At 72.4% G+C, this 25,196-nt stretch carries 22 protein-coding genes; 12 read left to right on the top strand and 10 right to left on the bottom strand.

Going from position 1 to position 25,196, the window contains the following annotated elements; translation table 11 throughout:
* Positions 1-595: 595 nt before the first annotated feature.
* From MTQ01_RS13985 to MTQ01_RS13975, 3 genes are all read left to right on the top strand, one after another.
* Positions 596-1,111, top strand: coding sequence for a cysteine dioxygenase family protein (locus MTQ01_RS13985; RefSeq protein WP_247490261.1), 516 nt, complete (start codon positions 596-598; stop codon positions 1,109-1,111).
* The gene (locus tag MTQ01_RS13980) at positions 1,108-1,593 is read left to right on the top strand and encodes a rhodanese-like domain-containing protein (protein ID WP_374207735.1); all 486 of its coding nucleotides are present in this window, start codon (positions 1,108-1,110) and stop codon (positions 1,591-1,593) included. Before MTQ01_RS13985 ends, MTQ01_RS13980 begins: the two co-directional genes overlap by 4 nt.
* 305 nt (positions 1,594-1,898) lie before the next feature.
* Complete coding sequence (locus tag MTQ01_RS13975; protein ID WP_247490260.1) at positions 1,899-2,882, top strand: NAD-dependent epimerase/dehydratase family protein; 984 nt, start codon at positions 1,899-1,901, stop codon at positions 2,880-2,882.
* Positions 2,883-3,015: 133 nt separating this feature from the next.
* Here the strand turns inward: MTQ01_RS13975 and MTQ01_RS13970 are convergent, their stop codons facing one another.
* The 3 genes from MTQ01_RS13970 to MTQ01_RS13960 form a co-directional block, all read right to left on the bottom strand.
* Entirely contained in the window at positions 3,016-4,239 is a 1,224-nt protein-coding gene (locus MTQ01_RS13970) for a S8 family peptidase (RefSeq protein WP_247490259.1), read from the bottom strand.
* A gap of 670 nt (positions 4,240-4,909) precedes the next feature.
* Positions 4,910-6,202: an SAV2148 family HEPN domain-containing protein gene (locus MTQ01_RS13965; RefSeq protein ID WP_247490258.1), complete on the bottom strand. Its 1,293-nt coding sequence runs from the start codon at positions 6,200-6,202 to the stop codon at positions 4,910-4,912.
* Between the two features lie 237 nt (positions 6,203-6,439).
* Entirely contained in the window at positions 6,440-7,345 is a 906-nt protein-coding gene (locus MTQ01_RS13960; RefSeq protein WP_247490257.1) for a GNAT family N-acetyltransferase, read from the bottom strand.
* Between the two features lie 331 nt (positions 7,346-7,676).
* Here MTQ01_RS13960 and MTQ01_RS13955 point away from each other — a divergent pair, with 331 nt between their 5' ends.
* On the top strand, positions 7,677-8,228 hold the full coding sequence (locus MTQ01_RS13955) for a DUF1707 and FHA domain-containing protein (protein ID WP_247490255.1): 552 nt from the start codon (positions 7,677-7,679) through the stop codon (positions 8,226-8,228).
* A 148-nt stretch (positions 8,229-8,376) separates the two neighbouring features.
* Here MTQ01_RS13955 and msrB read toward each other — a convergent pair whose 3' ends face one another.
* The 4 genes from msrB to MTQ01_RS13935 all read right to left on the bottom strand — a co-directional run bounded on the left by msrB (position 8,377) and on the right by MTQ01_RS13935 (position 11,918).
* Positions 8,377-8,787, bottom strand: a complete 411-nt coding sequence (gene msrB, locus MTQ01_RS13950) for a peptide-methionine (R)-S-oxide reductase MsrB (RefSeq protein WP_247490253.1) — start codon at positions 8,785-8,787, stop codon at positions 8,377-8,379.
* Positions 8,787-10,286, bottom strand: a complete 1,500-nt coding sequence (murC, locus tag MTQ01_RS13945; protein ID WP_247490251.1) for a UDP-N-acetylmuramate--L-alanine ligase — start codon at positions 10,284-10,286, stop codon at positions 8,787-8,789. Before murC ends, msrB begins: the two co-directional genes overlap by 1 nt.
* A 136-nt stretch (positions 10,287-10,422) precedes the next feature.
* Positions 10,423-10,890: an indole-3-glycerol phosphate synthase gene (locus MTQ01_RS13940; RefSeq protein WP_247490250.1), complete on the bottom strand. Its 468-nt coding sequence runs from the start codon at positions 10,888-10,890 to the stop codon at positions 10,423-10,425.
* A gap of 152 nt (positions 10,891-11,042) precedes the next feature.
* Positions 11,043-11,918, bottom strand: a complete 876-nt coding sequence (locus MTQ01_RS13935; RefSeq protein ID WP_247490248.1) for a pyrimidine reductase family protein — start codon at positions 11,916-11,918, stop codon at positions 11,043-11,045.
* 95 nt (positions 11,919-12,013) lie between these two features.
* On the opposite strand from MTQ01_RS13935, the gene zapE reads away from it, so the two are divergent.
* The gene (zapE, locus tag MTQ01_RS13930; protein ID WP_247490682.1) at positions 12,014-13,108 is read left to right on the top strand and encodes a cell division protein ZapE; all 1,095 of its coding nucleotides are present in this window, start codon (positions 12,014-12,016) and stop codon (positions 13,106-13,108) included.
* Positions 13,109-13,263: 155 nt separating this feature from the next.
* Here zapE and hemQ read toward each other — a convergent pair whose 3' ends face one another.
* The 3 genes from hemQ to hemE all read right to left on the bottom strand — a co-directional run bounded on the left by hemQ (position 13,264) and on the right by hemE (position 16,547).
* Positions 13,264-13,980 (bottom strand): hydrogen peroxide-dependent heme synthase, encoded by a 717-nt coding sequence (gene hemQ / locus MTQ01_RS13925; RefSeq protein ID WP_247490246.1) that lies wholly within the window; start codon positions 13,978-13,980, stop codon positions 13,264-13,266.
* A gap of 76 nt (positions 13,981-14,056) precedes the next feature.
* On the bottom strand, positions 14,057-15,502 hold the full coding sequence (gene hemG / locus MTQ01_RS13920) for a protoporphyrinogen oxidase (protein WP_247490244.1): 1,446 nt from the start codon (positions 15,500-15,502) through the stop codon (positions 14,057-14,059).
* Entirely contained in the window at positions 15,483-16,547 is a 1,065-nt protein-coding gene (gene hemE, locus MTQ01_RS13915) for a uroporphyrinogen decarboxylase (RefSeq protein WP_247490242.1), read from the bottom strand. The genes hemG and hemE overlap by 20 nt, the downstream gene beginning before the upstream one ends.
* 91 nt (positions 16,548-16,638) lie before the next feature.
* On the opposite strand from hemE, the gene MTQ01_RS13910 reads away from it, so the two are divergent.
* From MTQ01_RS13910 to MTQ01_RS13880, 7 genes are all read left to right on the top strand, one after another.
* Positions 16,639-17,286, top strand: a complete 648-nt coding sequence (locus MTQ01_RS13910; protein WP_247490241.1) for a DUF3000 domain-containing protein — start codon at positions 16,639-16,641, stop codon at positions 17,284-17,286.
* A gap of 484 nt (positions 17,287-17,770) precedes the next feature.
* The gene (locus MTQ01_RS13905; RefSeq protein ID WP_216815129.1) at positions 17,771-18,433 is read left to right on the top strand and encodes a response regulator transcription factor; all 663 of its coding nucleotides are present in this window, start codon (positions 17,771-17,773) and stop codon (positions 18,431-18,433) included.
* Between the two features lie 181 nt (positions 18,434-18,614).
* Positions 18,615-19,892, top strand: coding sequence for a ribonuclease D (locus MTQ01_RS13900; protein WP_247490240.1), 1,278 nt, complete (start codon positions 18,615-18,617; stop codon positions 19,890-19,892).
* A 175-nt stretch (positions 19,893-20,067) separates the two neighbouring features.
* Positions 20,068-21,288 carry an acetyl-CoA C-acyltransferase gene (locus MTQ01_RS13895; RefSeq protein ID WP_247490238.1) on the top strand — a complete coding sequence of 407 codons (1,221 nt, stop codon included), beginning with the start codon at positions 20,068-20,070 and terminating at the stop codon, positions 21,286-21,288.
* Positions 21,285-23,414: a 3-hydroxyacyl-CoA dehydrogenase NAD-binding domain-containing protein gene (locus MTQ01_RS13890; RefSeq protein WP_247490236.1), complete on the top strand. Its 2,130-nt coding sequence runs from the start codon at positions 21,285-21,287 to the stop codon at positions 23,412-23,414. The genes MTQ01_RS13895 and MTQ01_RS13890 overlap by 4 nt, the downstream gene beginning before the upstream one ends.
* A 257-nt stretch (positions 23,415-23,671) precedes the next feature.
* Positions 23,672-24,670 carry a UDP-glucose 4-epimerase GalE gene (gene galE, locus MTQ01_RS13885; protein WP_247490234.1) on the top strand — a complete coding sequence of 333 codons (999 nt, stop codon included), beginning with the start codon at positions 23,672-23,674 and terminating at the stop codon, positions 24,668-24,670.
* 22 nt (positions 24,671-24,692) lie between these two features.
* Positions 24,693-25,094, top strand: a complete 402-nt coding sequence (locus MTQ01_RS13880; protein ID WP_247490232.1) for an NTP pyrophosphohydrolase — start codon at positions 24,693-24,695, stop codon at positions 25,092-25,094.
* Positions 25,095-25,196: the final 102 nt, after the last annotated feature.

Genomic DNA, 25,196 nt, shown 5'->3' with positions numbered 1-25,196 from the left:
TTTCCCGAAGAATCTCGCCATGCGGGAATACCGAGGTCCGCCGCCTCGACGGAGGCGTTCCGCAGAGGCGACGCAAGAGCCGGTGAGTCCCTCGTCCTTCCGCAGTGGGGAGAATTCCCCCGCCCTTTGCCGTTCCTCCGCGCATCGCCTTCCGCGGTTCGCCTTCCGCGGTTCTCCTTCCGCGCCTCTTCTTCCGCGCGGTGATGTCCGACCGCATGCCGCCGAGGCGCGCTCGCGTCCGAAGGCGGTCGGAAGCGGGGGCGATTGACCGGGGGCGGTATCCCTGCCACTGTGGGGCCATGCTGATCGGCACGCGCCTCTTCGCCCGCCACCACGTGGACTTCGTCCGCGTGGCGAGCGCGCTGTGTCCCCGCGACGGACGCTGACAGCCGCGCGACCCTGATCCGCAGCGAGCAGCCCGGTATCCACGGGCGCGGCTTTCTCCGCCCTGCGTCGTCCCGCCCTCGCCCTCTTCCGGCCCGGCCGCACGACGCACACGCACCTGCCCCGCGCAGCTGCGTCCCTTCGCACCGATTCCGCCCGGTGCAGCGTGCGCCACCTCCGCGTCCGCTCACCACTGCCTCCGGGGAACACCATGTCGACCACGCTCCAGCCCGCCGCCCTCACCTCCGAAAACTCGCACGGCAGCGGAAACCTCACACCCACCACGCTCGCCGAGATGGTGCGCTCGTTCGCGGCGCGCCCCGAACTCTGGGCCGCACAGGTGCAGTTCACCGAGCCGGAGCGGTTCTACACCCGGCTGGAGGTCACCGACGCCCACGAGGTGTGGCTGCTGACCTGGCTGCCCGGGCAGGGCACCGAGATCCACGACCACGGCGGAGCCAGTGGCGCCTTCACCGTCGTACGCGGTGCACTCACCGAACGCACCTTCCCGCGGTCGCCGCACCCCGTGCACACCACGCCGTGGGAGCTGCCGACCGAGTCCATCCGCGCCTTCGGCCCGCGCCACACGCACCGGGTCACCAACCTCTCCGTCGAGCCGGCGGTGAGCATCCACGCCTACTCCCCCGCACTCGCGGCGATGTCCTACTACCGCCAACTCGACGACGGGAGCGTGGAGTTGGTACGCACCGAAGGAGTCGACCGTTGACCGCCGACCCGTCCCGCACCACTGTCGAGCACGCGCCCGTCCGCCCCGCGCAGGCGGCGGAGGCCGGTGGCATCGACGCGCATCTGGCCGCGCTCCGGGCCGGCTTCGAGCGTCCGGACCCGGCCGCGGCGCTCGCCGCCGTGGCGGAGGGCGCCGTACTGGTCGACACTCGCCCCGCAGACCGTCGGCGCACCGAGGGGGCGATAGCCGGCGCGCTGGTCGTCGAGCGCAACCATCTGGAGTGGCGACTGGACCCGTACAACGAGGGCGCACTGCCGCAGGCCACCAACCGTGGCATCCGCTGGATCGTCTTCTGCGACGAGGGGTACGCCTCGACTCTGGCCGCCGCCTCCCTGCGGCAGATCGGGCTCACCCGTGCCACGGATCTGGACGGCGGTTTCCGGGCCTGGCGCCGAGCCGGCCTTCCCGTCCTCCCACCGACCGGTCCCCACCCGGACGACCCCGTGCCGCCCGCCCACTGACCCGCCGTCGCGCCCCGGCACCGTTCCCCGCCCGTCCGTCCGACCGTCCGTCTGACACCGACGCCGGTCCCGGCCGCCCCAACCCGTCCCTTCGCGCCCGCGGTTGACCGGACACGAGCCCGGTGGACCGCGGGCACGCACGGCCGACGCCCGCTGTTCGCCCCGGGCGCGGGCGCCGCACGCTCCGGCACGCGGGCACGCGGACCGCGCACGCGGGCACGGGCACGGGCGGCCGTTCGCCGTGGGCGATTACGCCGGGAGCCGACCCGCCGCCGGCTCTCCCCCGCCGAGCGCACCATTGCGGCATGCGACTACTGATTCTTGGCGGAACCGACTTCGTCGGAAGGGTGATGGCCGAGGAGGCCGTCGCCGCAGGTCACGAGGTCACCGTGCTGAGCCGCGGCACCAGTCCCGCGCCACCGGGCGTACACGCGCTCGTCGGCGACCGCGAGAGGGACGACGGACTCGACGCCCTCAACGGCGGCGAATGGGACGCCGTCTGTGACACCTGGACCGGCGCGCCCAGGGTGGTGCGCCGCTCGGCCGCACTGCTCGCGGACCGGGTCGCCCACTACGTCTACGTCTCCACCCGTTCCGTCTACGCCCAACCGACACCGGCCGGAGCGGACGAGGACGCGCCCCTGGTGGACGCCTCCCCCGACGCCGGGTTCATCGACTACCCGGCCAACAAGCGCGGCGGTGAGCTGGCCGTACAGGAGTCCTTCGGCGACCGCGCACTGCTGCTGCGTGCCGGCCTGATCCTCGGCCGCTACGAGAACGTGGGCCGGCTGCCGTGGTGGCTGCGGCGGATCGCACGGGGCGGGCGGGTCCTGGCGCCGGGGCCCCGTGATCTGCCGCTGCAGTACATCGACGCCCAGGACCTGGCGCGCTGGACGCTCCGGGCCGTGGACGCGGGTGTCGGCGGGGCGTTCAACACCGTCTCCCCGTCGGGGCACGCCACCATGGGCGAGCTGCTGGCCACCTGTGTCCAACTCACCGGTTCCGACGCGGAGTTGGTGTGGCTCACGCCCGAGGAGATCGAGGCGGCCGGCCTGGAGCCGTGGAACCAGCTGCCGGTCTGGATTCCGCCGGGCGAGCTCCACGACACGATGCACCGCGCCGACGTGAGCCGCGCGCTGGCGGCCGGACTGCGCTGCCGGCCGCTGCGCGAGACGGTCGCCGACACCTGGGAGTGGCTCTCCGCGGGGCCTCCGGTCGAGCTCACCCACCCCCGCCGGGCCACCGGTCTCACCCCTCGGGAGGAGGCCGAGGCGCTGGCCGGGCGCTGAACCGCCACGAGCACCGCTCCCGGCCCGGACACCGCGGGAACACGCCGAGCCGCCCACCACTTCCCGAAGGAGGTGGTGGGCGGCTCGTTGTTCACTCGACCCCTGAGCGGGGGTCAGCCGTGGTGAGCGATGCTCACTTGGCGGCCTCACCGGTGCCGACGTTCAGCAGCACGTTGTCGGTGTCCGCACCCGGGTTGGTGATGGCGTCCTTGGTGCCGGCCTCGACGAGCGCGGCCTCGACGTCGGCCGGGGCGGCCTCGCCGTTCTCACCGAGGTACAGCGCCGCGGCGCCGGCCACGTGCGGGGCGGCCATCGAGGTGCCCGAGATGGTCTCGACCTCGTCCGGACCACCGATCCAGGGAGCGGTGATGTCCGAGCCCGGCGCGTAGATGTCCACGACCGAACCGTAGTTGGAGAAGTCGGACTGCTCGTCGGCGTCCGTGCTGGAGGCGACGGTGATGCCGTCCTCCACACGGGCCGGCGAGCCCTGACCGGCGTCGCTGGACTCGTTGCCCGCGGCGAGGGTGTAGGTGATGCCCGCGTCGATGGACTTCTGGACGGCGGCGTCCAGCGCCTCGTCCGCGCCGCCACCGAGCGACATGTTGGCGACGGCCGGGCCCGAAGCGTTCTCGGTGACCCAGTCGATGCCGGCGATGACGCCCTCGGTGGTGCCCGAGCCGCCGTCGTCCAGCACGCGGACCGCGACGACGTCGGCCTTCTTGGCCACACCGTGCGCGGCACCGGCGATGGTGCCGGCGACGTGGGTGCCGTGACCGTTGCCGTCGTCCGCGTCCTCGTCACCGTCGACCGCGTCGAAGCCGTGGGTCGCACGGCCCTCGAAGTCGGAGTGCTCGATGTTCACACCGGTGTCGATGACGTAGGCGGTGACGCCCTCACCCGCGCTGTCCGGGTAGTTGTAGGCGTTGTCGCCCTCGGTCTCGGCCTGGTCGATACGGTCCAGACCCCACGACGGCGGGTTGTCCTGCGTCGCGTTGATCGAGAACTTCTTGTTCTGCACGACCTTGTCGACGGCCGGGTCGGCGGCGAGGTGCTTGGCCTCGCTCTCCGAAAGGCCCTTGGCCGAGAAGCCGTTGATGGTGGAGCCGTAGGTCTTGCTGACCTTGCCGCCGTACTCGGACACCAGGTCCTTGCCGGCCTTGGCCGCGCCGACCTGGCCGTCCTTCAGCAGAACGACGTAGCTGCCGTCGATGGCACCCTTGGCGTCGGTACCGAAGACGGTGCCCTCCGCCTGGGACGCACCGGCGGGCAGTGCCATCAGGGTGGCACCGGCGGCAACGGCGACTGCTGCACCGATGGCCAGGGACATACGGCGCTTGGAGCTCTTGTGTTGAGCCATGACGAGGGTCCTCCTCGTAATTCTGTGGGGGGCGGTCGCTGCGCCACGGACGTGGTCGTCGTCACGCAGCAGTCGAACCGGCAAGGCAGTTGGGGTCGCCCTCAGCGGGAGATCCCGACCTCACCCCGTTCGGTTGGTTCGCAACTCTGACCGAAAGAGCCCCCTGGCTCAACCATTAGCCGTACGTGTGACATACACAACATTCTTGCGTAACTTCATAGCAGCATAAGGAAGTTGAAAAGCGACACCCTGGGCGATTCCAGCCCCCGGCAGACGAGCCGACACCAATCCGGATGCACGACCAACCTGTGGAGTTCGAGCCGGAGTTGCCGTTCGCCGCATCGAAATCGGACAGCAGTCGGGCAGCCGGCGCACCCATTGCCCCGGCTTTGCCCCGACTTTGACGCGCCTTTGCACCGAGCGCACTGCCCGCCGCACCCACAGACGTTCACAGACGCTCGAACACCCGAACACCCGAACACCCAGACCCCGGATGCTCGGACACGCGGACACGCGAACACCGGGCGCCCGAACACGCGGACGCCCGAACACGGGGCGACATCCGCCGATGCGTGGCGGGGGCTCGGTGTTCGTCGGCGACTTCGCGCTGCGCGACTTCGCGCTGCGCCACCCCGAGCCGTGCGGACACCCGCCACACGGGCTCGCCGGATCAGGAGACCGAGCGGGCATCCTTCCAGGCCGCCTCGAACTCGTCCCAGTACGTACCGAACAGGCCGTCGTCCTCGCTCCGGTACCCGCCCGGACGGGTGTCGCTGTCGTGCCGGAGCGGCGCCCGGCCTCCGCCGCGCAGCACCAGCACCGGCGCCTCCATCCCGCGCGAGCGGCGCAGATAGGACTGCACCACGGCCAGGCCGTCCGGTCCGTCGCCGTCCACCATGTACGCGGTGAAGCGCGGGGTCTCGTCCGAGACCTGGATGTCCACGGCGCCGCTGTCCCGCACCCGGGAGCGCACTCGCCGCATGTGCAGGATGTTCATCTCCACCGCACGGCTCAACTCGCCGCGTTTGAGGCCAAGTTCGCGCTCGCGTCGACGCACCGCGCTGCTGGCCGGGTTCAGGAAGAGCAGCCGCATCCGGCAGCCGGACTCGGCCAGCCGCACCAGCCGGCGCCCCGAGTAGTTCTGCACCAGCAGATTGAGACCTATCCCCATGGCGTCGATCCGGTGCGCACCGCCGAACAGGTCCTCGGCCGGCAACTGCCGCTGCAACCGCACCCGGTCGCGGTGGACCCCCACCACGTCGGAGAACCGCTCGCCCACCAACTGCTCCATGGCGTCCACCGGCAGGCGTCCGGCCGAGGGCGCGAAACTGTCCGCGGGCCCGAGCAGCTCCAACAGCCGTGCGGAGGTGCGTTCGGCCTGGGCCAGCACGGTGGCGGGCAGTGCCCGGTTGCGCGAGACCGCGCTGCGGGCCACCTCCAGTTCGTCCAGGGCGAGTTCGAGCTCACGACGCTGGTCGAAGTACTGCTCGTAGCAGGGCCAGTGCTGCACCATCAGCTCGCGCAGCTGCGGCAGCGTGAGGAAGGAGAGCAGGTTGTCGTCGGCGGGATCGAGCACATACCCCTTGCGGCGGCTCACCTCCCGGACGGCCACCGCGCGCTGCACCCACTCCTGGCCGGTGGGGCCGGCCGCCGCGACGACCCACTCCTCGCCGTGCACCGGCTCGTATATGGGACGCAGCACTCCGGCGACCACCGCGCGCAGCCGCTGCTCGACGAGGTTGAGCCAGATGTACGCCCGCCCCGCGCGCTCGGCGCGCAACCGGACCTCGGCCCAGGAGGCCGCGTCCCAGTCGAGATCGACGCCGATGTCCATGGGCCTGGCCAGCGGCACGGTCTCGGGCTGTGTGCCCGCCGCCACCGAGCCGTCCGCGGTGTCGCCGGCGCCGCGGCCCTCGGGGGCACCACTGTCACCTGACGGGAGCTGAAGCCCTCCCGAACTCACCTGCACACCTGCCTTCCGCCCCACTCCCGGACACGGAAGCCTACTTCTCCCCTGCCGTGCGTCACAGCAGTATCGCCCATCAACTCCCTTGGTATTGCTGATGATCCGCGTTGCTCCCGGCCACCTTCCGGCGAGCAGTGCGGACGGTCCGTGCGGCCCGCCGAATGTGGGCCGACCGCCCACCGGAGTGCGCGACTCCCGCGGGCGGCCGTCCGGGTGCGGTCAGCCCGGTTGGGGTCAGCCCGGATGGACCATGCAGTAGCGGTGCCGGTCGACCGGGTAGCCGGCGCGCGCGAACGCGGCGGCCATCGGATGGTTGCCCAGGTCCGTGGCGGCGGCTATCTCCTGGGCGCCCGCCTCCGCCAGTTGACGGGTGCACTCGGCCAGCAGGTCGTAGGAGTACCCCCTGCCGCGGTGCTCCGGCAGGACACCGATGAACCCGACGATCGGACGGTTCGGATTGCGGGCGGGCGCCTGGAAGCCGACCACCTCGCCGTCCGGCGTGCAGGCCACCCGCCACCATTCCCTGGGCGAGGGGCACCAGTTGAGGAACTCCAGCTCCTCGCGCGCCGCCCGCGCCGGATCGCCGGCGGCCTGTTCGTGGGCGTCCAGACTGCCCTGCTGGATTCGTGTCAGCAGTTCCAGTACGACCTCGTCGTCCGGCTCCGGGCGGAAGACCAGCCGGTCTCCGCGCTCGGGCAGCCCGTCGGCGGGCGTCCATAGGTAGGTGAAGCGTTCGACCAGCTCGCGGTAGCCGGCCGAACGCGCCGCCTCGATACGGCTGTTGGCCTCGGCGTACACCCGCGGATCGGCGCGCCAGCCGGCCGGCAGGATCAGTTCGTACTCGGGGTGGCGCGGCATCGCGCGCAGCAGCTCGACACCGGCCTCCTGGTCGGGACAGTCGAACCAGTCGAGCACCAGGGGCTCCTGGTCCTCCGGGGCCGCCCACCAGGCGGCCCGGGCGACGACGACGCCCTCGCGCTCGGCGACCCACGTCCATTCGGGGCGGTACTCGCCGCCCTCGGCGAGAGTGCGGTAGGGACGGCCCAGCAGCGGCCTGCCCACCAGGCCGGCGTCGGGCAGGGAGGTGAAGACGGCACGCGCCTCGGACTCGGCGAGCGTGCGAACGACCAGAGTGGTCAAGGGAGTTCCTTCCGGAAGGGCGAAGCAGCGCCCCCGGTCAGATCCGTGACGCCCGGTGCGACGGACGGGAGCGTGGAATGCGGTGGATCGGCATCGGGCTCGCCCCCTTCCTCTGTCTCTGTCGTGCGACTGCGAGCGTCGCCGTGACCGTACTCCGTGCCGTGCGCGTTGCGCATCTGCTTTTCGTCGCGCAGCACGGGGCAACCCCTCCCGAACCCCGTCCGCTTCGGCACATCCGTGACGCGCGGCGGCGTACGGGCCCGGGTTCGGCGGCTGCGCACCCCCGAACCCGTCTGGACAGTGACCGAAGCGACCGGAAGAATGCCTGTCCATGACCTCGCTCGAATTCCGTGCCGTCCCGCCGCGTCTTTCGGATGCGGAGCGGGACCAGGCGCTGAGCCTGCTGCGGGAGAGCGCGGTGCGGGGCCAGGTCTCCCAGGACACGTTCGCGAGCCGGGTGGAGCTGATCCTCCAGGCGCAGAGCGCCGACGAGCTGCACAAGGTGCTCCACGACCTCGGGCGCCCCCAACTCCTGCCCGCCGAGGGCCCGATGGTCCGCGCGGTCTCGCGGATGGCCTCCCTGCGCGGCAGGCTCCGCCGGGCATGGACGGCCGAGGACCTGCCCGAGCTGCTGCTGCCCGCCTCCGGGCCGTACGCGCTCTCCATCGGTCGCGCTCCGGGATCGATCCTGCGCCTGACCGATCACACGGTCTCGCGGGCACACGCGCAGGTCCGCTACACCGGGCAGGGCTGGACGCTGCGCGACCTCGGCTCCTCCAACGGCACCTGGGTCAACGAGCGGCGCATCACCGGCGCCGTCACCGTACGGCCCGGCGACCGGGTGCGGTTCGGACGGGTGGGCTTCCGGCTCACCGCCCCCTGATTCCCCGTCAACCCGTGATTCCCCGTCAATCCGCCCGCGTCCGGGGGTGGTTCGGCCCTGACCACTGGCTCCACCACCACCGACCCGCCTCCACCGCGCGCGGGTTCGCGCTCCGGGGCCGCTCAACGGGCCCCGGAGCGGGCGGAGTTCAGCCGTCCGTCACCGGAGTCAGCCGCAGCGAGACGCTGTTGATGCAGTAGCGCTGATCGGTCGGCGTCGGGTAGCCCTCGCCCTCGAAGACGTGCCCCAGATGGGACCCGCAGCGCGCACAGCGGACCTCGGTGCGGGTCATCCCCATGGAGGTGTCGCTGAGCAGCTCCACGGCGTCGCTGCTCGACGGGTCGTAGAAGCTCGGCCAGCCGCAGTGCGAGTCGAACTTGGTGCCGGAGCGGAAGAGCTCGGCCCCGCAGGCGCGGCACTCGTACACGCCCTCGGTCTTGCTGTCGGTGTACTCACCGGTGAACGCCGGCTCGGTGCCGGCCTGGCGCAGCACCCGGTACTCCTGCGGGCTGAGCTCCGCCCGCCACTGCTCGTCGGTCTTCTCGATCTCGTAGGCCATCAGCGCTCTCCCTCTTCGGACGCGGCCAGCCGGGTCAGAATGCGGGGGCCGAGGTCGGTGACGTCCCCGGCGCCCATGGTGAGAACGAGATCGCCGGGCTTGACCATTCCCGCCAACACCTGCGGGATCTGCTCCGCGCCGTCGACGGCCTGGACGTCCGCGCCCGCCTGCCGGGCCGCGTCGATGATCAACTCGCTGGTGACACCGGGGATCGGGTCCTCCCGGGCGGGATAGATCTCCAGCACCAGCGAGGCGTCCGCCAGCGCCAGCGCCGCGCCCATCTCGGTGCCCAACTCCTGTGTGCGGCTGAAGAGATGGGGCTGGAAGACGACCAGCACACGACCCTTCTCACCCGCGGCACCCGCAGCGCCGTCCGCACCGCCCGCGCCGTCCACGATCTCCGCGCCGTCGGCGCCGAGCGCGCCGCGGATCGCCTCCAGATCGGCGGTCATCTCGGTGGGGTGGTGGGCGTAGGAGTCGATCACCTGCACCCCGGCCGCCTCGCCCTTGAGCTGGAGGCGCCGCTTGACCCCGGTGTAGGACGCCAGCGCGGGGGCGAGCTCGGCCACCGGCACGCCCGCGGCGGCAGCCACCGTGAGAGCGGCGACGGCGTTGTGCGCGTAGTGCCGGCCGGGGACGGAGACGGCCAGGTGCACGTCCCCGTCGGCGAGGTCGGCAGCGGCGCCGCCGAAACGCACGACGACTTCGCTGCTCAGCCCGCGCGGCCGTACCGAGAGAACCCGGACGTCCGCCTGCTCCGACTCGCCGTAGGTGAGGACGGCGACGTCCGAGCGGGCGCGAACCCTGGCGGTCAGCTCTCGCGCGCCTTCCTGGTCGGCGTTGACGACCAGGGTGCCGCCAGGCTCGATCCGGTCGACGAAGATCTCGAAGGACTCGTGGATCTCCTCCATCGAGGCGTAGTTGGCGTGGTGGTCCAGCTCCGCGTTGAGGACGACGGCGACCCGGGGTGCGTACCGGTGGAAGCTGCGGTCGCTCTCGTCCGCCTCGGCGACGAAGAGGTCGCCCGCGCCCTGGTGGGCGTTGCTGCCCGGCTCGTCGAGGTCGCCGCCGATGGCGAAGGAGGGGTCGAGCCCCAGGGTGCGCAGGCCGACGGCGAGCATCGAGGTGGTGGTCGTCTTGCCGTGGGTGCCGGCGATCGCGAGGGCGCGGGTGCCGTCCATCAGCGCGGCGAGCGCGTCCGAGCGGTGGACGACCGCGACACCGCGCTCGGCGGCGGCGACGAGCTCGGGGTTGTCCTCACGGATCGCGGAGGAGACGACGACACAGGTGGCGTCGGGTGCCAGATGCTCGGCGGCGTGGCCGATGCGGACGGTGGCACCGAGCGACTCCAGCGCTTCGGTGACCGGCGACCCCTTGGCGTCGCTGCCGGCGACCCGGGCGCCGCGCTGGGCGAGGATCTTCGCGATGCCCGACATCCCGGCTCCGCCGATGCCGATGAAGTGCGGCCGTTCCATCGAGGGCGGGATCGCCGGTGCCATAGATTCAGTCTCCCTGGTCGTCGCTGTCGGCTCCGATTGTCGCACCCGGACGCCCGTCGTCGGCCCCGCGGCCCGGCGTGGGCGGCGCACCGGCCGATACAGCTCGCACCCACCCGCGCCACGCGCGGGACGCACCTCACTCCGAGTGCGCGAAGAGCTTGAGCACGGGTACGCCGACCCGGTGCCTGGCCCTGGACGCCCAGTCGCGGTGGAAGAACTCCTCCACGAAGTGCGGTGCGGTCAGCACGATCACCTCGTCCGCGCCGACCTCCTCGACGACCGCGGTCAGCGCGTCGAGCGGATGACTGTCCACCACCCGGCCCTCGGCCCCGAACCCGAGCTCGCGCAGGGAGCGCACCGAGTGCTCCAACGCCACCCGGGCGGGCTGCCCGGCCTCGTCGCCCTCGGGCTCGTCGGCCTCGCGCACCGCGTCCTCCAACTCGCCGAGCGCCACGTCGTCCAGCGCGCGCAGCAGCCGGTCCTGGTGACCGCGCGGCTGCATCAGCACGAAGAAGGTGACGTCCTCCTCGCCGTGGAGGGTGCCGACCATCTCCACGTCGGTGGGCACCAGGGGCTTCTCGATCATCAGTACGGTCGTGAACACGGTGGCGCCCTTCTTCTCGCGGTCGGCTCGGAGCCGGGGCGGAGTCCGCGCTCCCACACCCGCGCGGATCTTCCGAGGTGTCGCTGTCCGCTTGTCGCTGTCGGTATGCCGCTGTCCGTATGCCGCTGTCCGTCCAAGCTAAGCGGAATGCCTTATTCCGGCGATTGCCGCACCCTGCGGTAGCGCGTGAAGAGAAAGCCGGCCTCCTCCAGCAGCGAGTCCAGTGCGAAGTCCGAGGGAAGCTCAAGGTCCGGGCCGTGCGCGATCCGCGGGGCGCCGCCGGCCACCAACCGGGGCGCCACGGTCAGGCACAGCTCGTCCAGTACGTCGGCGGCGGCGAACTGCCCCAGCAGCGCCGGGCCGCCCTCGGTGAGCTGCCGCCGCAGTCCGCGTGCGCCCAGCAGCGCGGGTACGCGGTCCACCTCCACCGCCGCGCCCTCCCCGGCGAGCACCACCTCGACCCCGGCCCCGCGGGCCGCGGCCAGCCGGTCCGGCGGCGCCCCGGCGCCCGTGACCAGCAGCGTCGGAGTCGTGGGCGAGGTGAACAGTGGGCTGTCGAAGTCCAGATCGAGTCCGGAGGTGACCACGGCGATCGCCGCCGCCGGGGTCTGGCCCGCCGCCGCCCGCCGCTGCGCGAACGCCTCCCGCGGCTTGGCGCCCCCGTAGCCCTCCTGCCGCACGGTCTGCGCACCCACCACGACGACGTCCGCCAGCGCCCGCAGTACGCCGAAGATCCGCATGTCGGCAGCGCAGGAGAGGGGTTGGGAGCGGCCGTCGTGATGTGCGGCGCCGTCCAAGGAGGCCACCATGTTGCCGCGCAGCCAGAACTGCCCCTGCTCCAGCGGCGGATAGGCGTACCCGTCGGCGATTTCCGTCAGGCTCCACTGCCGGTCGGCCGTGCTCGGCTCCGCCGCCTCGGGCGCGGTGGAGCCCGGTGCCTCCCCGCCGGACGGAGCGCTTCGTGCGGCCGGCTCGTGCCGCGCGGACGGCTCGGACACGGGACCGGCGAGGGGGAACAGACGTCGCATGGCCGCAGTGTGGCACGGGACACCATGGCCCGGCGGGCGGCCCCGAGCACCGTAGAGTGAGGAGAGTGTCAAGTGTCGCGCCCCGATCCGCAGAAATCTCCGGTCCCGCAGCCGGCCGTCCCGCGTCGCAGGAGGAGACCCCGCACTCGCTGTGCGAGCGGGAGCCGCATGTGCCCGCGGAGCGGCTGGTCGCCGAGATGGTGCCCCCGCCCCGCTTCGGCGAGGTGCGCTTCGACACCTACATCCCGGACCCGCAGCAGCCGAGCCAGACCGAAGCGGTACGGGTGCTCGAGGACTTCGCCCGCGGCCTGGACGGGGCGTCGGCGACCGGGAGCGGCAAACGCCGCTGGTTCCGTCGTGAGCCCAAGCCCTCCGGGAACGGGCCGCGCGGGGTCTACCTCGACGGCGGATACGGCGTCGGCAAGACCCATCTGCTCGCCTCGCTGTGGCACGCCACTCCGGCCGACCCCGCGCACAAGGCGTTCGGCACCTTCGTGGAGCTGACCAATCTGGTGGGCGCGCTGGGATTCCAGCAGACCGTCCGCACGCTCAGCGACCACCGGCTGCTGTGCATCGACGAGTTCGAGCTGGACGACCCGGGCGACACCGTGCTCGTCTCCAGCCTGCTGAGCCGGCTGGTCGAGGAGGGGGTGGCGCTCGCCGCGACCTCCAACACGCTGCCCGGCAGGCTCGGCGAGGGCCGGTTCGCCTCGGCCGACTTCCTCCGCGAGATCCAGGGGCTGGCCGCGCACTTCCGGCCGCTGCGCATCGACGGCGAGGACTACCGCCACCGCGGTCTGCCGGAGGCGCCGAAGCCCCACGACGAGGACACCGTGACCCGGGCCGCGTACCGTACGCCCGCCGCCAGCCTGGACGACTTCCCGAGCCTGCTCAACCACCTCTCCCGGGTGCACCCCAGCCGTTACGGCGCGCTCTGCGAGGGCGTGGACGCCGTATGCGTCACCGGGGTCGAGCCGGTGCCCGACCAGTCGACGGCGCTGCGGCTGGTGGTGCTGGCCGACCGCCTCTACGACCGTGAGGTGCCGGTGCTGGCCTCCGGGCGGCCGTTCGACGAGCTGTTCAGCGAGGAGATGCTGCGCGGCGGCTACCGGAAGAAGTACTTCAGGGCGATATCGCGGCTGACCGCGCTCGCCCGGGACGCCGGCCGGCTGGTGGACGACTCGCGCTGAGACCGCGCCGCCGTCCCCGTCGGACGGAGGGGAACTCCCCGTCCGACCGCGACGTTCTACCGCATGAGGCCCTGCAGCTCCCCCGACTGCAGGGCCTCACCACTGTCCGCGGCCGACCGCCCTCGGGACGGCGGCCGCGGTGAGTGCGGCGGCCGTCAGGCGAGCCCGGCGATCAGATCGCCGACCTCCTTGCGGCGCCCGGTGTAGAACGGCACCTCCTCGCGCACGTGCATCCGGGCCTCGGAGGCGCGCAGATGACGCATCAGGTCCACGATCCGGTGCAGCTCGTCGGCCTCGAAGGCGAGGATCCACTCGTAGTCGCCCAGCGAGAAGGACGCCACCGTGTTGGCGCGCACATCGGGGTAGCCGCGCGCCATCTTGCCGTGGTCGGCCAGCATCCGGCGACGGTCCTCGTCCGGCAGCAGGTACCAGTCGTAACTGCGGACGAAGGGGTAGACGCTGATGTAGTCGCGGGCGCGCTCGTCGGCCAGGAACGCCGGGATGTGCGATTTGTTGAACTCGGCGGGCCGGTGCAGCGCCATGTTCGACCAGACCGGCTCCAGCGCGCGACCCAGCTTGGTGCGGCGGAAGCGGTTGTAGGCGTCCTGGAGTGCGTCGGAGGTCTCGGAGTGCCACCAGATCATCACGTCCGCGTCCGCGCGCAGCCCGGAGACGTCGTAGGTGCCGCGCACCGTGACGTCCTCGGCGTCGAGCCGCGCGAACAGCTCCTCGACCTCCTCGGCCCAGCCGGAACGGTCGTCGGGCAACACGTCCCGCAGCCGGAACACGGACCACAGGGTGTACCGGATGGTCTCGTTGAGGTCCTTCGCCTTCTTGCCGGCGTGGGGTGATTTCTCCGAAGCAGCAGTCATGGCCCCATTCTCGCGCGCCGCCGCGAGCACTCTGCACCGGCCTCCCGCGTACGCGGACGCCCGCGGCCGGCGCCGCTCAGACCAGATGCGTACGGGCCCCGACCGAGGTCACGACCTCGTCGACCGCGCGGCTCGCCGACGCCACGCACGCCGGGATGCCGACCCCGTCGTACGCCGCACCGCAGACCGCCAGCGCCGGCCGCGCCGCGACCGCCGCGCGGATGCGCGCCACCCGCGCCAGCTGCCCGACCGGGTACTGCGGCAGGCCCTGCTCCCAACGCGTCACGCGCTGTCCCACCGGACGGGCGTCGATGCCGGTCGCCTCGCGCAGATCGTCGAGCGAGAGCCGCAGCAGCTCCTCGTCGTCCCGCTCGTACGCGCCGCGTTCGCCGTGGCGGCCCACGGAGGTGCGGACCGCGAACAGCTCCGGATCGCTCGCCGAGACCCAGTCCCACTTGTTGCCCACCAGGGTGGCCGCCTTGATGGTGCGTCCGTCCACCGGCGGGACGAGGAAGCCGCTCCCGCCCGGCAGCCCGGCCAGGTCGCGGCGGCGGAACACGTACGAGCAGAGCGCCGTGGCCGCGTACTCAACGGAGTCCAACTCGACTGCCGCACGGGGGACTTCGGCACGCAGCAGCCGCGCAGCCGGCCCTGCGGGCAGCGCCACGACGACGGCGTCCGCGCGCCGCACCGTGTCGGTGCACTCCAGCTCCCAGCCCTCGCCGGTACGCCGCAGAGCCCGTGCCCCGACGCCGGTCAGCACCGTGCCGCCGGCCGCGCGCACGGCGCTCGCCACCGCCTCGGGCAACCGCCCCACGCCGCCCTCGATGCCCAGGAAGACCGGTGGTGCGACCTCGCCGGCCGCCTCCCTCGCCAGCGCAGCCGCGCGGGTCGCCGACTGAACCGAGCGCACCGCACCCATCAGCGTGCGTTCCTCGGTGGCGGCGGTGTAGAGCTGGGGAACGGCCGCGCGCAGCGAGATCCGGTAGGCGTCACCCGCGTACACCCCGCCGAGCAGCGGCTCCACCAGCCGGTCGACCACCTCGCGCCCCAGCCGCGAGGCGACGTACTCGCCGACGGCTACGTCCTCACCGAGGTCGGAGGGCGGCATGACGGCGTCCTCGGCGATACGGGCCAGCCCCTCGGGGGAGACCACGCCGCGCACGCTCTCCGCGGTGCCCGGAACCCCCATCACATGTCCCTGGGGCATGGGCCGGATCTCGCCCCTGGTCCAGATCGCTCCGCCCGCGACGTTCGGCGGGCGGAGCGCCTCGCCGAGTCCGACCTCGCGGGCGAGTCGGACGGCCTCCGGCCGGCGGGCGAGCATCGCCTCCGCGCCGAGATCGACGGTGACTCCGGCGACCTTGCCGCGGCGCAGCTTGCCGCCGAGCCGGTCGCCGGCCTCCACCAGCGTCACCGTGAAACCGCGGCCCAGCAGTTCGTGGGCCGCCGCGAGGCCGGCGATGCCGCCGCCGACGACCAGTGCGTGCGGCGGCGCGGCCTCAGCGCGCGGTGCGCTCATGGACATGGGCGACGAGACGGGTCAGCGCCTCGGGGTCGGTGTCGGGCAGTACGCCGTGGCCGAGGTTGAAGATGTGCCCCTCCAGCCCCTCGGCGGCCCGGAGCACCCGGTCCGCCTGCTCGGCGACGGCGCTGTGCGGGGCGAAGAGCACCGCCGGGTCGATGTTGCCCTGCAGCGCACGGCCGGGGCCGACCCTGCGGGCCGCCTCGTCCAGCGGGACGCGCCAGTCGACGCCGACGACGTCCGCTCCCGCCTCCCCCATCAGACCCAGCAGCTCGCCGGTGCCGACGCCGAAGTGGATGCGCGGCACGCCGTAACCGGCCACCGCGTCGAAGACCTTGACCGAGGCAGGCATGACCCGCTGTCGGTAGTCCTCGGGGGCGAGCGCTCCCACCCAGGAGTCGAAGAGCTGCACCGCGCTCGCGCCCGCCTCGATCTGCACCGAGAGGAAGGATGCGGTGATCCCGGCGAGCCGGTCGAGCAGCTCCGCCCACAGCTCCGGGTCGCCGTACATCATCGCCTTGGTGTGCTCGTGGTTGCGGGACGGGCCGCCCTCCACGAGGTAGCTGGCGAGAGTGAACGGGGCGCCGGCGAAGCCGATGAGCGGGGTGCCGCCCAGCTCCCGGGTCAGCATCCCGATCGCCTCGGTCACGTACGGCACGTCGTCCGGACCGAGCGGACGCAGCCGCTCCAGGTCCGCGCGGCTGCGGATGGGCTGCGCCACGACGGGGCCGACGCCCGGCTTGATGTCCAGATCGATGCCGATGGCCTTGAGCGGCACCACGATGTCGCTGAAGTAGATGGCCGCGTCCACGCCGTGGCGGCGCACGGGCTGGAGCGTGATCTCGGTGACCAGGTCGGGCCGCATGCAGGAGTCGAGCATGGCGATGCCCTCGCGCAGCTTGCGGTACTCCGGCAGCGATCGGCCGGCCTGCCGCATGAACCAGACAGGGGTGTGCGGCACCGGTTCTCGGCGACAGGCCTTGAGGAAGGCGGAGTCTGCGGTCGCGCTCGGCGGGCCCTTCGGGCGGTCATCGGCAGTCACGCGTCCGAGTCTCCCACGGGCTCCGACATGCCGAGCACGCGCCGGGTGTTCCTACCGTCGCACACGGTCCGTAGCCCTTACCCTTCGGCCCATGGCAGCGGCACGAGCACAGGCGGCGGAGGGTATGAACGACGACGGGGAGGCCGTGCCGACGGCGTTTCGGAACGCCGTGGCGACTCTGGACGAGATCACTCCCCGCACGGAGATCCGGCTCGACCCGCTGCCCGCCCCCAAACGTCTGGCTCCCTACGCGTTCGCCCTGGAGGCGTCGCTCGGCGTCGACGACGAGGAACTGGCCGACGGCCGCTTCGTGCTGCTGCACGACCCGCAGGGCCAGGACGCCTGGCACGGCACGTTCCGCGTGGTGACGATGGCCCGCGCCGAGCTGGAGCCGGAGATGGCCGCCGACCCGCTGCTGCCCGAGGTGACCTGGTCGTGGCTGACCGGCGCGCTCCAGGCCCGCCGGGTTCCGTACGGCGCCTCCAGCGGCACCGTCACCCGCGCTTCCTCGCACTACTTCGGCGGGCTGGCGGACCGCGAGGCGCAGGCGGAGATCGAGATCCGCGCCTCCTGGTCCCCGGCGGGGCACGGCTCCTCGATCACCGGACAGCTGGACGCGGGGGCCCATCTGATGGCGTGGTGCGAGCTGCTGGCCCAGTGCGCCGGCCTGCCGCCGGAGAGCAGCCCCGAGGCGGGCGTCGTACAGCTCCCCCAGCGTCGCGGGCCCCAGCCGGGCTGACCCCGGACCCGGGCTGCCCGCTCCCGTCGTCCGCAGCGTCACCGCGTCGCGCGTCAGCGCATCACCGCGCCTCGCCCTGCCGCCGGCCTGCCACCGCCCTGTCGTACGCCCTGCCGCCGCTCGGGTTCGGCGCGACCCCTGTCCCGTCCGCAACATCCGGCAGGGCGTACGACGATCCGGGCAGGTGCGCGATTTTCAGCCGCGCCTCTGGTGGATTCACGCCGTTCTCGACACGGATTTCCCGAGGCTCGCGCGCGCCGCACACCACGGAAACGCGGGCCCGTATTCGGACAGCCGAGGGGAACGGACCGGGCGCCGACTCGACCTTCTGTCCGATTTGCGAGATTTGTACTCACTCGTTCGTGATCTTCCCCTAAAGCAGCCCGGGAGAGCTGCCGAAGGTTTGGTTGACCCTTCCACGAGGGATCGTCCCCGGCTTCACCCCCGAGCCGGCCGTCCCCAATCTCCTCTCCCAGGAGGCCCGGTGTCTGTTCTCCTCGAGCACCCCACAAGCCTGGTCGCCTACCGCCCGAACAAGCCGACGGCCATGGTCGTCATGGCTGACCCCCGAGTCCGTTCCACCGTCACCCGCCATCTGTGGGCGCTGGGCGTACGGGACGTGATCGAGGCGTCGTCGGTCGCGGAGGCGCGTCCACGAGTAGGCAACCCACGAGACATCTGCGTCGCCGAGGTCCACCTCCCCGACGGGTCCGGCCTCACGCTGCTGTCCGAGACCCGCGCGGCGGGCTGGCCCAACGGCCTCGCACTCTCCGCAGCCGACGACATCGGCGCCGTACGCCACGCCCTGGCCGGCGGCGTCAAGGGCTACGTCGTCACCGGCACCCGCAACAACCTCGCCGTGGGCCACCGTCCCGGCGCCGCCCAGATCGGCATGGCCGCCGCGCGGATGCACCGGCGTCCGCACGGCGCACCGGGCCACCCGGGAGGCCACCGGGAGCTGTCCGGCCGTGAGGTCGAGGTGCTGCGCCTGGTCGCCGAAGGCCAGTCGAACAAGGCGATCGGTGTGTCGATGGGCCTGTCCGCGCTCACCGTCAAGAGCCACCTGGCGCGCATCGCCAGGAAGCTCGGCACCGGTGACCGCGCCGGAATGGTCGCCGTCGCACTGCGCACCGGCATCATCCACTGAGGAGGCCGACCGGCCCGCAGCCGGAGCCGAGCGCTCCCCCGGGGCCTCCGGTCGGCCGCCCGAACCACCGGACCGACTGACCGACCCATCGCCGGCGAGACCCGCCGCACCCGAGCACCTGCCGACGGACCCTTCCGCCGGCAGGTGCTTCGCTCATCACCGGCCCGGCTACCCTTGCCTGGTGACCGAAGCCCATGAGACCGCGCGAGAGAAGACGACAGCAGCCACCGCACAGGACGACGGTTCCGCGGCCGAGGGCCCGGCGCCGGTACCCCTGCTCGCGCCCCGGGAGGGCACCCCGGAGGTCACCGCGTCCGCCGACGCCCTCGCCGAGGTCGTACGGGCGTTCGCCGCGGCCGAGGGCCCCGTCGCCGTGGACGCCGAGCGCGCGTCCGGCTACCGCTACGGCCAGCGCGCCTATCTCGTGCAGCTGCGCCGCGAGGGTGCGGGGACGGCGCTGATCGACCCGATCGCCTGCCCCGATCTGACTTCGCTGCACGAGGCGCTGGCCGACACCGAGTGGGTTCTGCACGCCGCGACGCAGGACCTGCCGTGTCTGCGCGAGACCGGCATGGTCCCCAGCCGGCTCTTCGACACCGAGCTGGCGGGCCGACTGGCGGGCTTCGCCAGGGTGGGTCTCGGCGCCATGGTCGAGAACGTCCTGGGATACAGCCTGGAGAAGGGCCATTCCGCGGCCGACTGGTCCACCCGTCCGCTGCCCGATCCCTGGCTGCGGTACGCCGCGCTCGACGTGGAGCTGCTCACCGATCTGCGCGACGCGCTGGAGGAGGAGCTCCGGGAGCAGGGCAAGCTGGAGTGGGCCCACCAGGAGTTCGAGGCGATCGCCTCCGCTCCCCCGCCGCCGCCCCGCAAGGACCCCTGGCGGCGCACCTCGGGAATGCACAAGGTCAGGCGGCGCCGACAGCTCGCCGTCGTGCGGGAGTTGTGGACCGCGCGCGACGAGGTGGCGAGGCGGCGGGACATCTCGCCGGGCAAGGTCCTCTCGGACGCCGCGATCGTGGAGTGCGCACTGAACCCACCGGCGGACGTGCGGGCGATGGCCGCGCTGCCCGGTTTCGGCAACCGCGCCGGTCGCCGCCAGCTGGGGCAGTGGCAGGAGGCGGTCGACCGGGCGCTGGCACTGACCGAGCAGGAGCTGCCGGTCCAGGTCAAGCAGCCCAGCGGCCCGCCGCCGCCCCGCTCCTGGGCGGACAAGGACCCGGCCGCCGCGGCCCGGCTGTCGGCCGCGCGGTCCGCGATCAGCTCGCACGCCGAGCGGCTGCGGATGCCCCAGGAGAATCTGATCACCCCCGACACGGTGCGGCGGCTCTGCTGGGAGCCGCCGGCCGACCCGTCGCCGGAGAGCGTCGCCGAGGTCCTGCGCGGTCTCGGGGCCCGCCCCTGGCAGATCGAGCAGACGCTCCCGCTGCTCGTGGGCGCGCTCACCGCACAGTCCTGAGGCTTCCGGGCCGTCCCTCTGTGACACGCACCGCACAGCTTCGCCGGGCCCTGGCCTTGCCTAGCAGTTACTGGCAAGTAGCATGGGGGCAGGAAGCGTGCCGCGAGGCGGCCCGCAGTCTCCCGGGCGAAACAACCCCGGAACCCCGGCCGCACTCTGTAGGAGGAGAGCCAACGTGCCTCGTACCGCAAGGGACGTCGTCTTCGTCGACGGCGTCCGCACCCCGTTCGGCAAGGCGGGCCCCAAGGGCATCTACCACGAGACCCGCGCCGACGATCTGGTCGTCAAGTGCATCCGTGAGCTGCTGCGTCGCAACCCCGACCTGCCGCCGGAGCGCATCGACGAGGTCGCGCTCGCGGCGACCACCCAGATCGGCGACCAGGGCCTGACCCTGGGTCGTACGGCGGGCATTCTCGCCGGGCTGCCGCAGTCCGTTCCCGGCTTCAGCGTCGACCGCATGTGCGCCGGCGCCATGACCGCGGTGACCTCCACCGCCGGTTCGGTCGCCTTCGGTGCCTACGACGTGGTCGTGGCCGGCGGTGTCGAGCACATGGGCCGCCACCCGATGGGCGAGGGCGTGGACCCCAACCCGCGGTTCGTCTCCGAGAAGCTGGTCGACCAGTCGGCCATGTTCATGGGCATGACAGCGGAGAACCTGCACGACCGCTTCCCGCACCTGACCAAGGCGCGCGCCGACGCCTACGCGGTGGCCAGCCAGGAGAAGGCGGCCAAGGCGTACGCCAACGGCAAGATCCAGCAGGACCTGGTGCCGGTGTCGATCCGCCGCACCAACCCCGAGGGCGGCGAGACCGGTTGGGGCCTCGCCACCGCCGACGAGCCGATGCGCCCCGGCACCACGCTGGAGAGCCTGGCCGGGCTCAAGACCCCCTTCCGGGCCCACGGCCGGGTCACCCCGGGCAACGCCGCCGGCCTCAACGACGGCGCCACCGCCTCGCTGATCGCCGCCGAGGACGTGGCCCGCGAGCTCGGGCTGCCGGTCCGGATGCGTCTGGTCTCCTACGCCTTCGCCGGTGTGGAGCCGGAGGTCATGGGCATCGGCCCGGTCCCCTCCACCGAGAAGGCCCTCGCCCAGGCAGGTCTGTCGATCGACGACATCGGCCTCTTCGAGGTCAACGAGGCCTTCGCCGTCCAGGTGCTGGCCCTGCTCGACCACTACGGCATCGCCGACGACGACCCGCGTGTGAACCAGTACGGCGGCGCGATCGCCTACGGCCACCCGCTCGCCTCCTCCGGTGTCCGGCTGATGACGCAGCTGGCCAGGCAGTTCGAGGAGCAGCCGCACGTCCGCTACGGCCTGACGACGATGTGCGTCGGCTTCGGCATGGGCGGCACCGTGATCTGGGAGAACCCGCACTTCGAAGGGGCAGGCAAGTGACCACCACCGCAGAGCTGTTGAAGGGCGCGGCCGAGCTCTTCCCCGACGAGGTCGTGACCCAGGCGCACGTACGCCACCTCGACCTTCCGCAGGGCGCCGGCCGGTTCGCGCTGATCACGCTGGACAACGGCTTCGACCACTCCAAGCCGACCACCTTCGGCCCGGCCTCGCTGGCGAACCTCAACACCGCCGTCGACCAGGTGGAGAAGGAGGCCGCGAACGGTGAGATCGTCGCCGTCGGCCTCACCGGCAAGCCGTTCATCTTCGCCGTGGGCGCCGACCTCAAGGGCGTCGAGCTGCTGAAGAAGCACGAGGAGGCCCTGGCCATCGGCAAGGGCGGCCACGACGTCTTCAAGCGCCTGTCCGGGCTGGCCGTACCGACCTTCGCGTACTACAACGGTGCCGCGATGGGCGGCGGTGTCGAGGTCGGACTGCACTGCACCTACCGCACCGTCTCCAAGGCCGTGCCGGCCTTCGGCCTGCCCGAGGTCTTCCTCGGTCTGGTGCCGGGCTGGGGCGGTTGCGCGCTGCTGCCGAACCTCATCGGTCCGGAGAGCGCCGTCAAGGTCATCATCGAGAACTCGCTCAACCAGAACCGTCAGCTCAAGGGCCCGCAGGTCTTCGAACTCGGCATCGCCGACGCGCTGTTCGAGGGTGCTGACTTCCTCGAGGAGTCGCTGAAGTGGACGGCCTCCGTCCTCAAGGGCGACATCGAGGTCGAGCGTGCCGACATCGACCGCGGCGAGGCGTGGGACAACGCCGTCGCGCAGGGCAAGGCCTTCGCGGACAGCAAGGTGCACGGCGCGGCCCCGGCCGCCTACCGTGCGCTGGACATCATCGCCGCGGCGAAGAACGGCGACCTGCGCGCCGGATTCGACGCCGAGGACAAGGCGCTGGCCGACCTCATCATGGGCGGCGAACTGCGCAGCGGCATCTACTCGTTCAACCTGGTGCAGAAGCGGGCCAAGCGGCCGGCGGGCGCGCCGGACAAGAACCTGGCCCGCCCGGTCTCCAAGGTCGGCATCGTCGGTGCCGGTCTGATGGCCTCGCAGCTCGCGCTGCTCTTCGCCCGCCGTCTCGAGGTGCCGGTCGTGCTGACCGACATCGACCAGGAGCGGGTCGACAAGGGCGTGGGCTACGTCCACGAGGAGATCGACAAGCTGCACCTCAAGGGCCGCGTCAACCAGGACGGTGCCAACCGTCTGAAGGCGCTGGTCACCGGTTCGCTCGACAAGGCCACCGCCTTCGCCGACGCGGACTTCGTGATCGAGGCCGTCTTCGAGGAGATGGGCATCAAGCAGAAGGTGTTCGCCGAGGTCGAGGCGGTCGTGCCCGAGCACGCCATCCTGGCCACCAACACCTCCTCGCTCTCGATCACCGAGATGGCCTCGCAGCTGAAGAACCCCGAGCGGGTCGTGGGCTTCCACTTCTTCAACCCGGTCGCGATCCTCCCGCTGCTGGAGATCATCCGCGCCGAGAAGACCGACGACGCCTCGCTGGCCACGGCGTTCGCCGTCGCCCGCAAGCTGCGCAAGACCTCGGTGCTGGTCAAGGACGCCCCCGCGTTCGTGGTCAACCGCATCCTGACCCGCTTCATGGGCTCGGTCCTCGGCGCCATCGACGAGGGCACCCCGGTGGAGGTCGCGGACCGCGCACTGGCACCGCTGGGTCTGCCGATGTCCCCGGTCGTGCTGCTCGACCTGGTCGGCCCGGCCGTCGCGCACCACGTCGCCGGCACCCTCAACGCCGCCTTCCCCGAGCGCTTCGGCGTCTCGGAGAACCTCGGCCGCGTCGTCGAGGCCGGCAAGCGCAACCTCTACCGCTACGACTCCGGTGCGCCGGAGCTGGACGCCGAGGTCGCCGAGCTCTTCCAGGTCGGCGACACCGTCCTGACCGAGGAGCAGGTGCGCGACCGGGCGCTGGACGCCATCGCCGAGGAGATCTTCCTCATGCTCGACGAGGGTGTCGTGGCCGAGCCGCAGGACATCGACCTGTGCCTGATCACCGGCGCCGGCTGGCCGTTCCACCTGGGCGGCATCACGCCGTACCTGGACCGCGCGGGCGTCAGCGAGCGGGTGCGGGGCCGGAAGTTCCACGCACCGGGCGTCGCCAGCGTCCCGGCGTAGGGCGCTGCTCCCGCCGGCCCCGAGGGGGCGGGGCGGGACCGGACCGCGGGCCTCGTTCGCACCTTTCGGGTGCGGGCGGGGCCCGCGGGCGCACCCGGGCTCGGCGGCAGCGCACCGGATGCCACAACGGCGCCACGGCAGCGCCACGACGGCTCCGCGGCAACGCGGGCGGACGTCCCGCCGCGGCCCGCTGCGGCCCGTCCGCGCACCCGTCACCGGGCCGCCGGGGCCGGGGTTCGGCTGACTACACTGCCGGGATGACCTACCTCATTACGGGCGGCGCCGGCTACATCGGCGCACATGTGGTCCGGGCGATGACGCAGGCGGGCGAGCCGGTCGTGGTGCTGGACGACCTCTCCAGCGGCGTACGGGAGCGGGTGCCGGCCGAGGTTCCCTTCGTGTCCGCCTCGACGCTCGACCGGGCGGCGCTGGACCGGGTGTTCGCCGAGCACGACATCCGCGGCGTCGTCCACCTCGCGGCGAAGAAGCAGGTCGGCGAATCGGTCGAGCAGCCGCTGCGCTACTACGACGAGAACGTCGGCGGGCTGCGCACCCTGCTGGAGGCCGCGGTGGCCGCCGGGGTGCGGGAGTTCGTGTTCTCCTCCTCCGCCGCGGTCTACGGCTCCCCCGAGGTCGACCCGGTCACCGAGAGCACCCCGTGTGTGCCAATGAGCCCGTACGGAGAGACGAAGCTCGCGGGCGAGTGGCTGGTGCGCGCGGTGGGCCGGGCGCACGGGATGTCCACCGCCTGCCTGCGCTACTTCAACGTCGCCGGGGCCGCGTCCCCGGAGCTCTCGGACACCGGTGTGTTCAACCTGGTCCCGATGGTCTTCGAGCGGCTGACCGACGGCGAACCGGCCCGGATCTTCGGGGACGACTACCCGACTCCCGACGGCACCTGCGTGCGCGACTACATCCACGTCGAGGACCTCGCCGACGCGCATCTGGTCGCGGCCCGCCGCCTCTCCGAGTGGGCCGGTGACGGCACTTCGCGCGATCTGACGCTCAACATCGGTCGCGGCGAGGGTGTTTCGGTGCGCGAGATGGTCGACCTCGTCGCGGAGGTCACCGGCCGTCCCGACCTGGCGGTCGATGTGACGGAGCGGCGTGCGGGCGACCCGCCGAAGGTGGTCGCCTCCGCGGAGCGGATCGCGGCCGAGCTCGGCTGGAAGGCCCGTCACGACGTACGGTCCATGGTCGAGTCGGCCTGGGCGGGCTGGTTGCTGCGCCATCCGCAGGCGGCGGGCGACCGCTGAGCAGGCGGGCGGGGAGACGGCTGTGAGCGGGGAGCGCACGGACCACGGTCCGCCGCCGCTGGTGCTGGTGGATGCGGCGAACGTCGTCGGTTCGGTGCCGGACGGCTGGTGGCGCGACCGTCACGGGGCGACCGAGCGGCTGCGCGACTCCCTGGCCGAGCGTGCGGCGCCGGGTGTGGCGGGTTTCGGTCCGCCGGTGGAGCTGGTGCTGGTGGTGGAGGGCGCCGCCCGCCGGGTGGCCTCCGCATCGGCGGTGCGGGTGGTGGCGGCGACGGGCAGCGGCGACGACCGGATCGTCGAGCTGGTGGCCGCGGCGGAACCGGGGCGAGCCGTGCTGGTCGTCACCGCCGATCGCGAACTGCGCGAGCGCGTACGGGAGTTGGGCGCGCACACCGCCGGCCCGCGCGCCGTACGGGAGGGCTGAACGCCGTACGGGTGGGTTCAACGCCGTACAGCAGGGCTGAACGCCGTGCGGGAGGGCTGAACGCCGACGGGCACGCGCAGGTCCCGGGGCGGTGAGCGCCCG

Origin of the sequence: Streptomyces sp. XM4193 (genome assembly GCF_023072595.1) — a bacterium.
In the GTDB taxonomy this organism is placed as follows: Bacteria; Actinomycetota; Actinomycetes; order Streptomycetales; family Streptomycetaceae; genus Streptomyces.
This window is presented reverse-complemented; position numbering and strand designations above follow the sequence as displayed.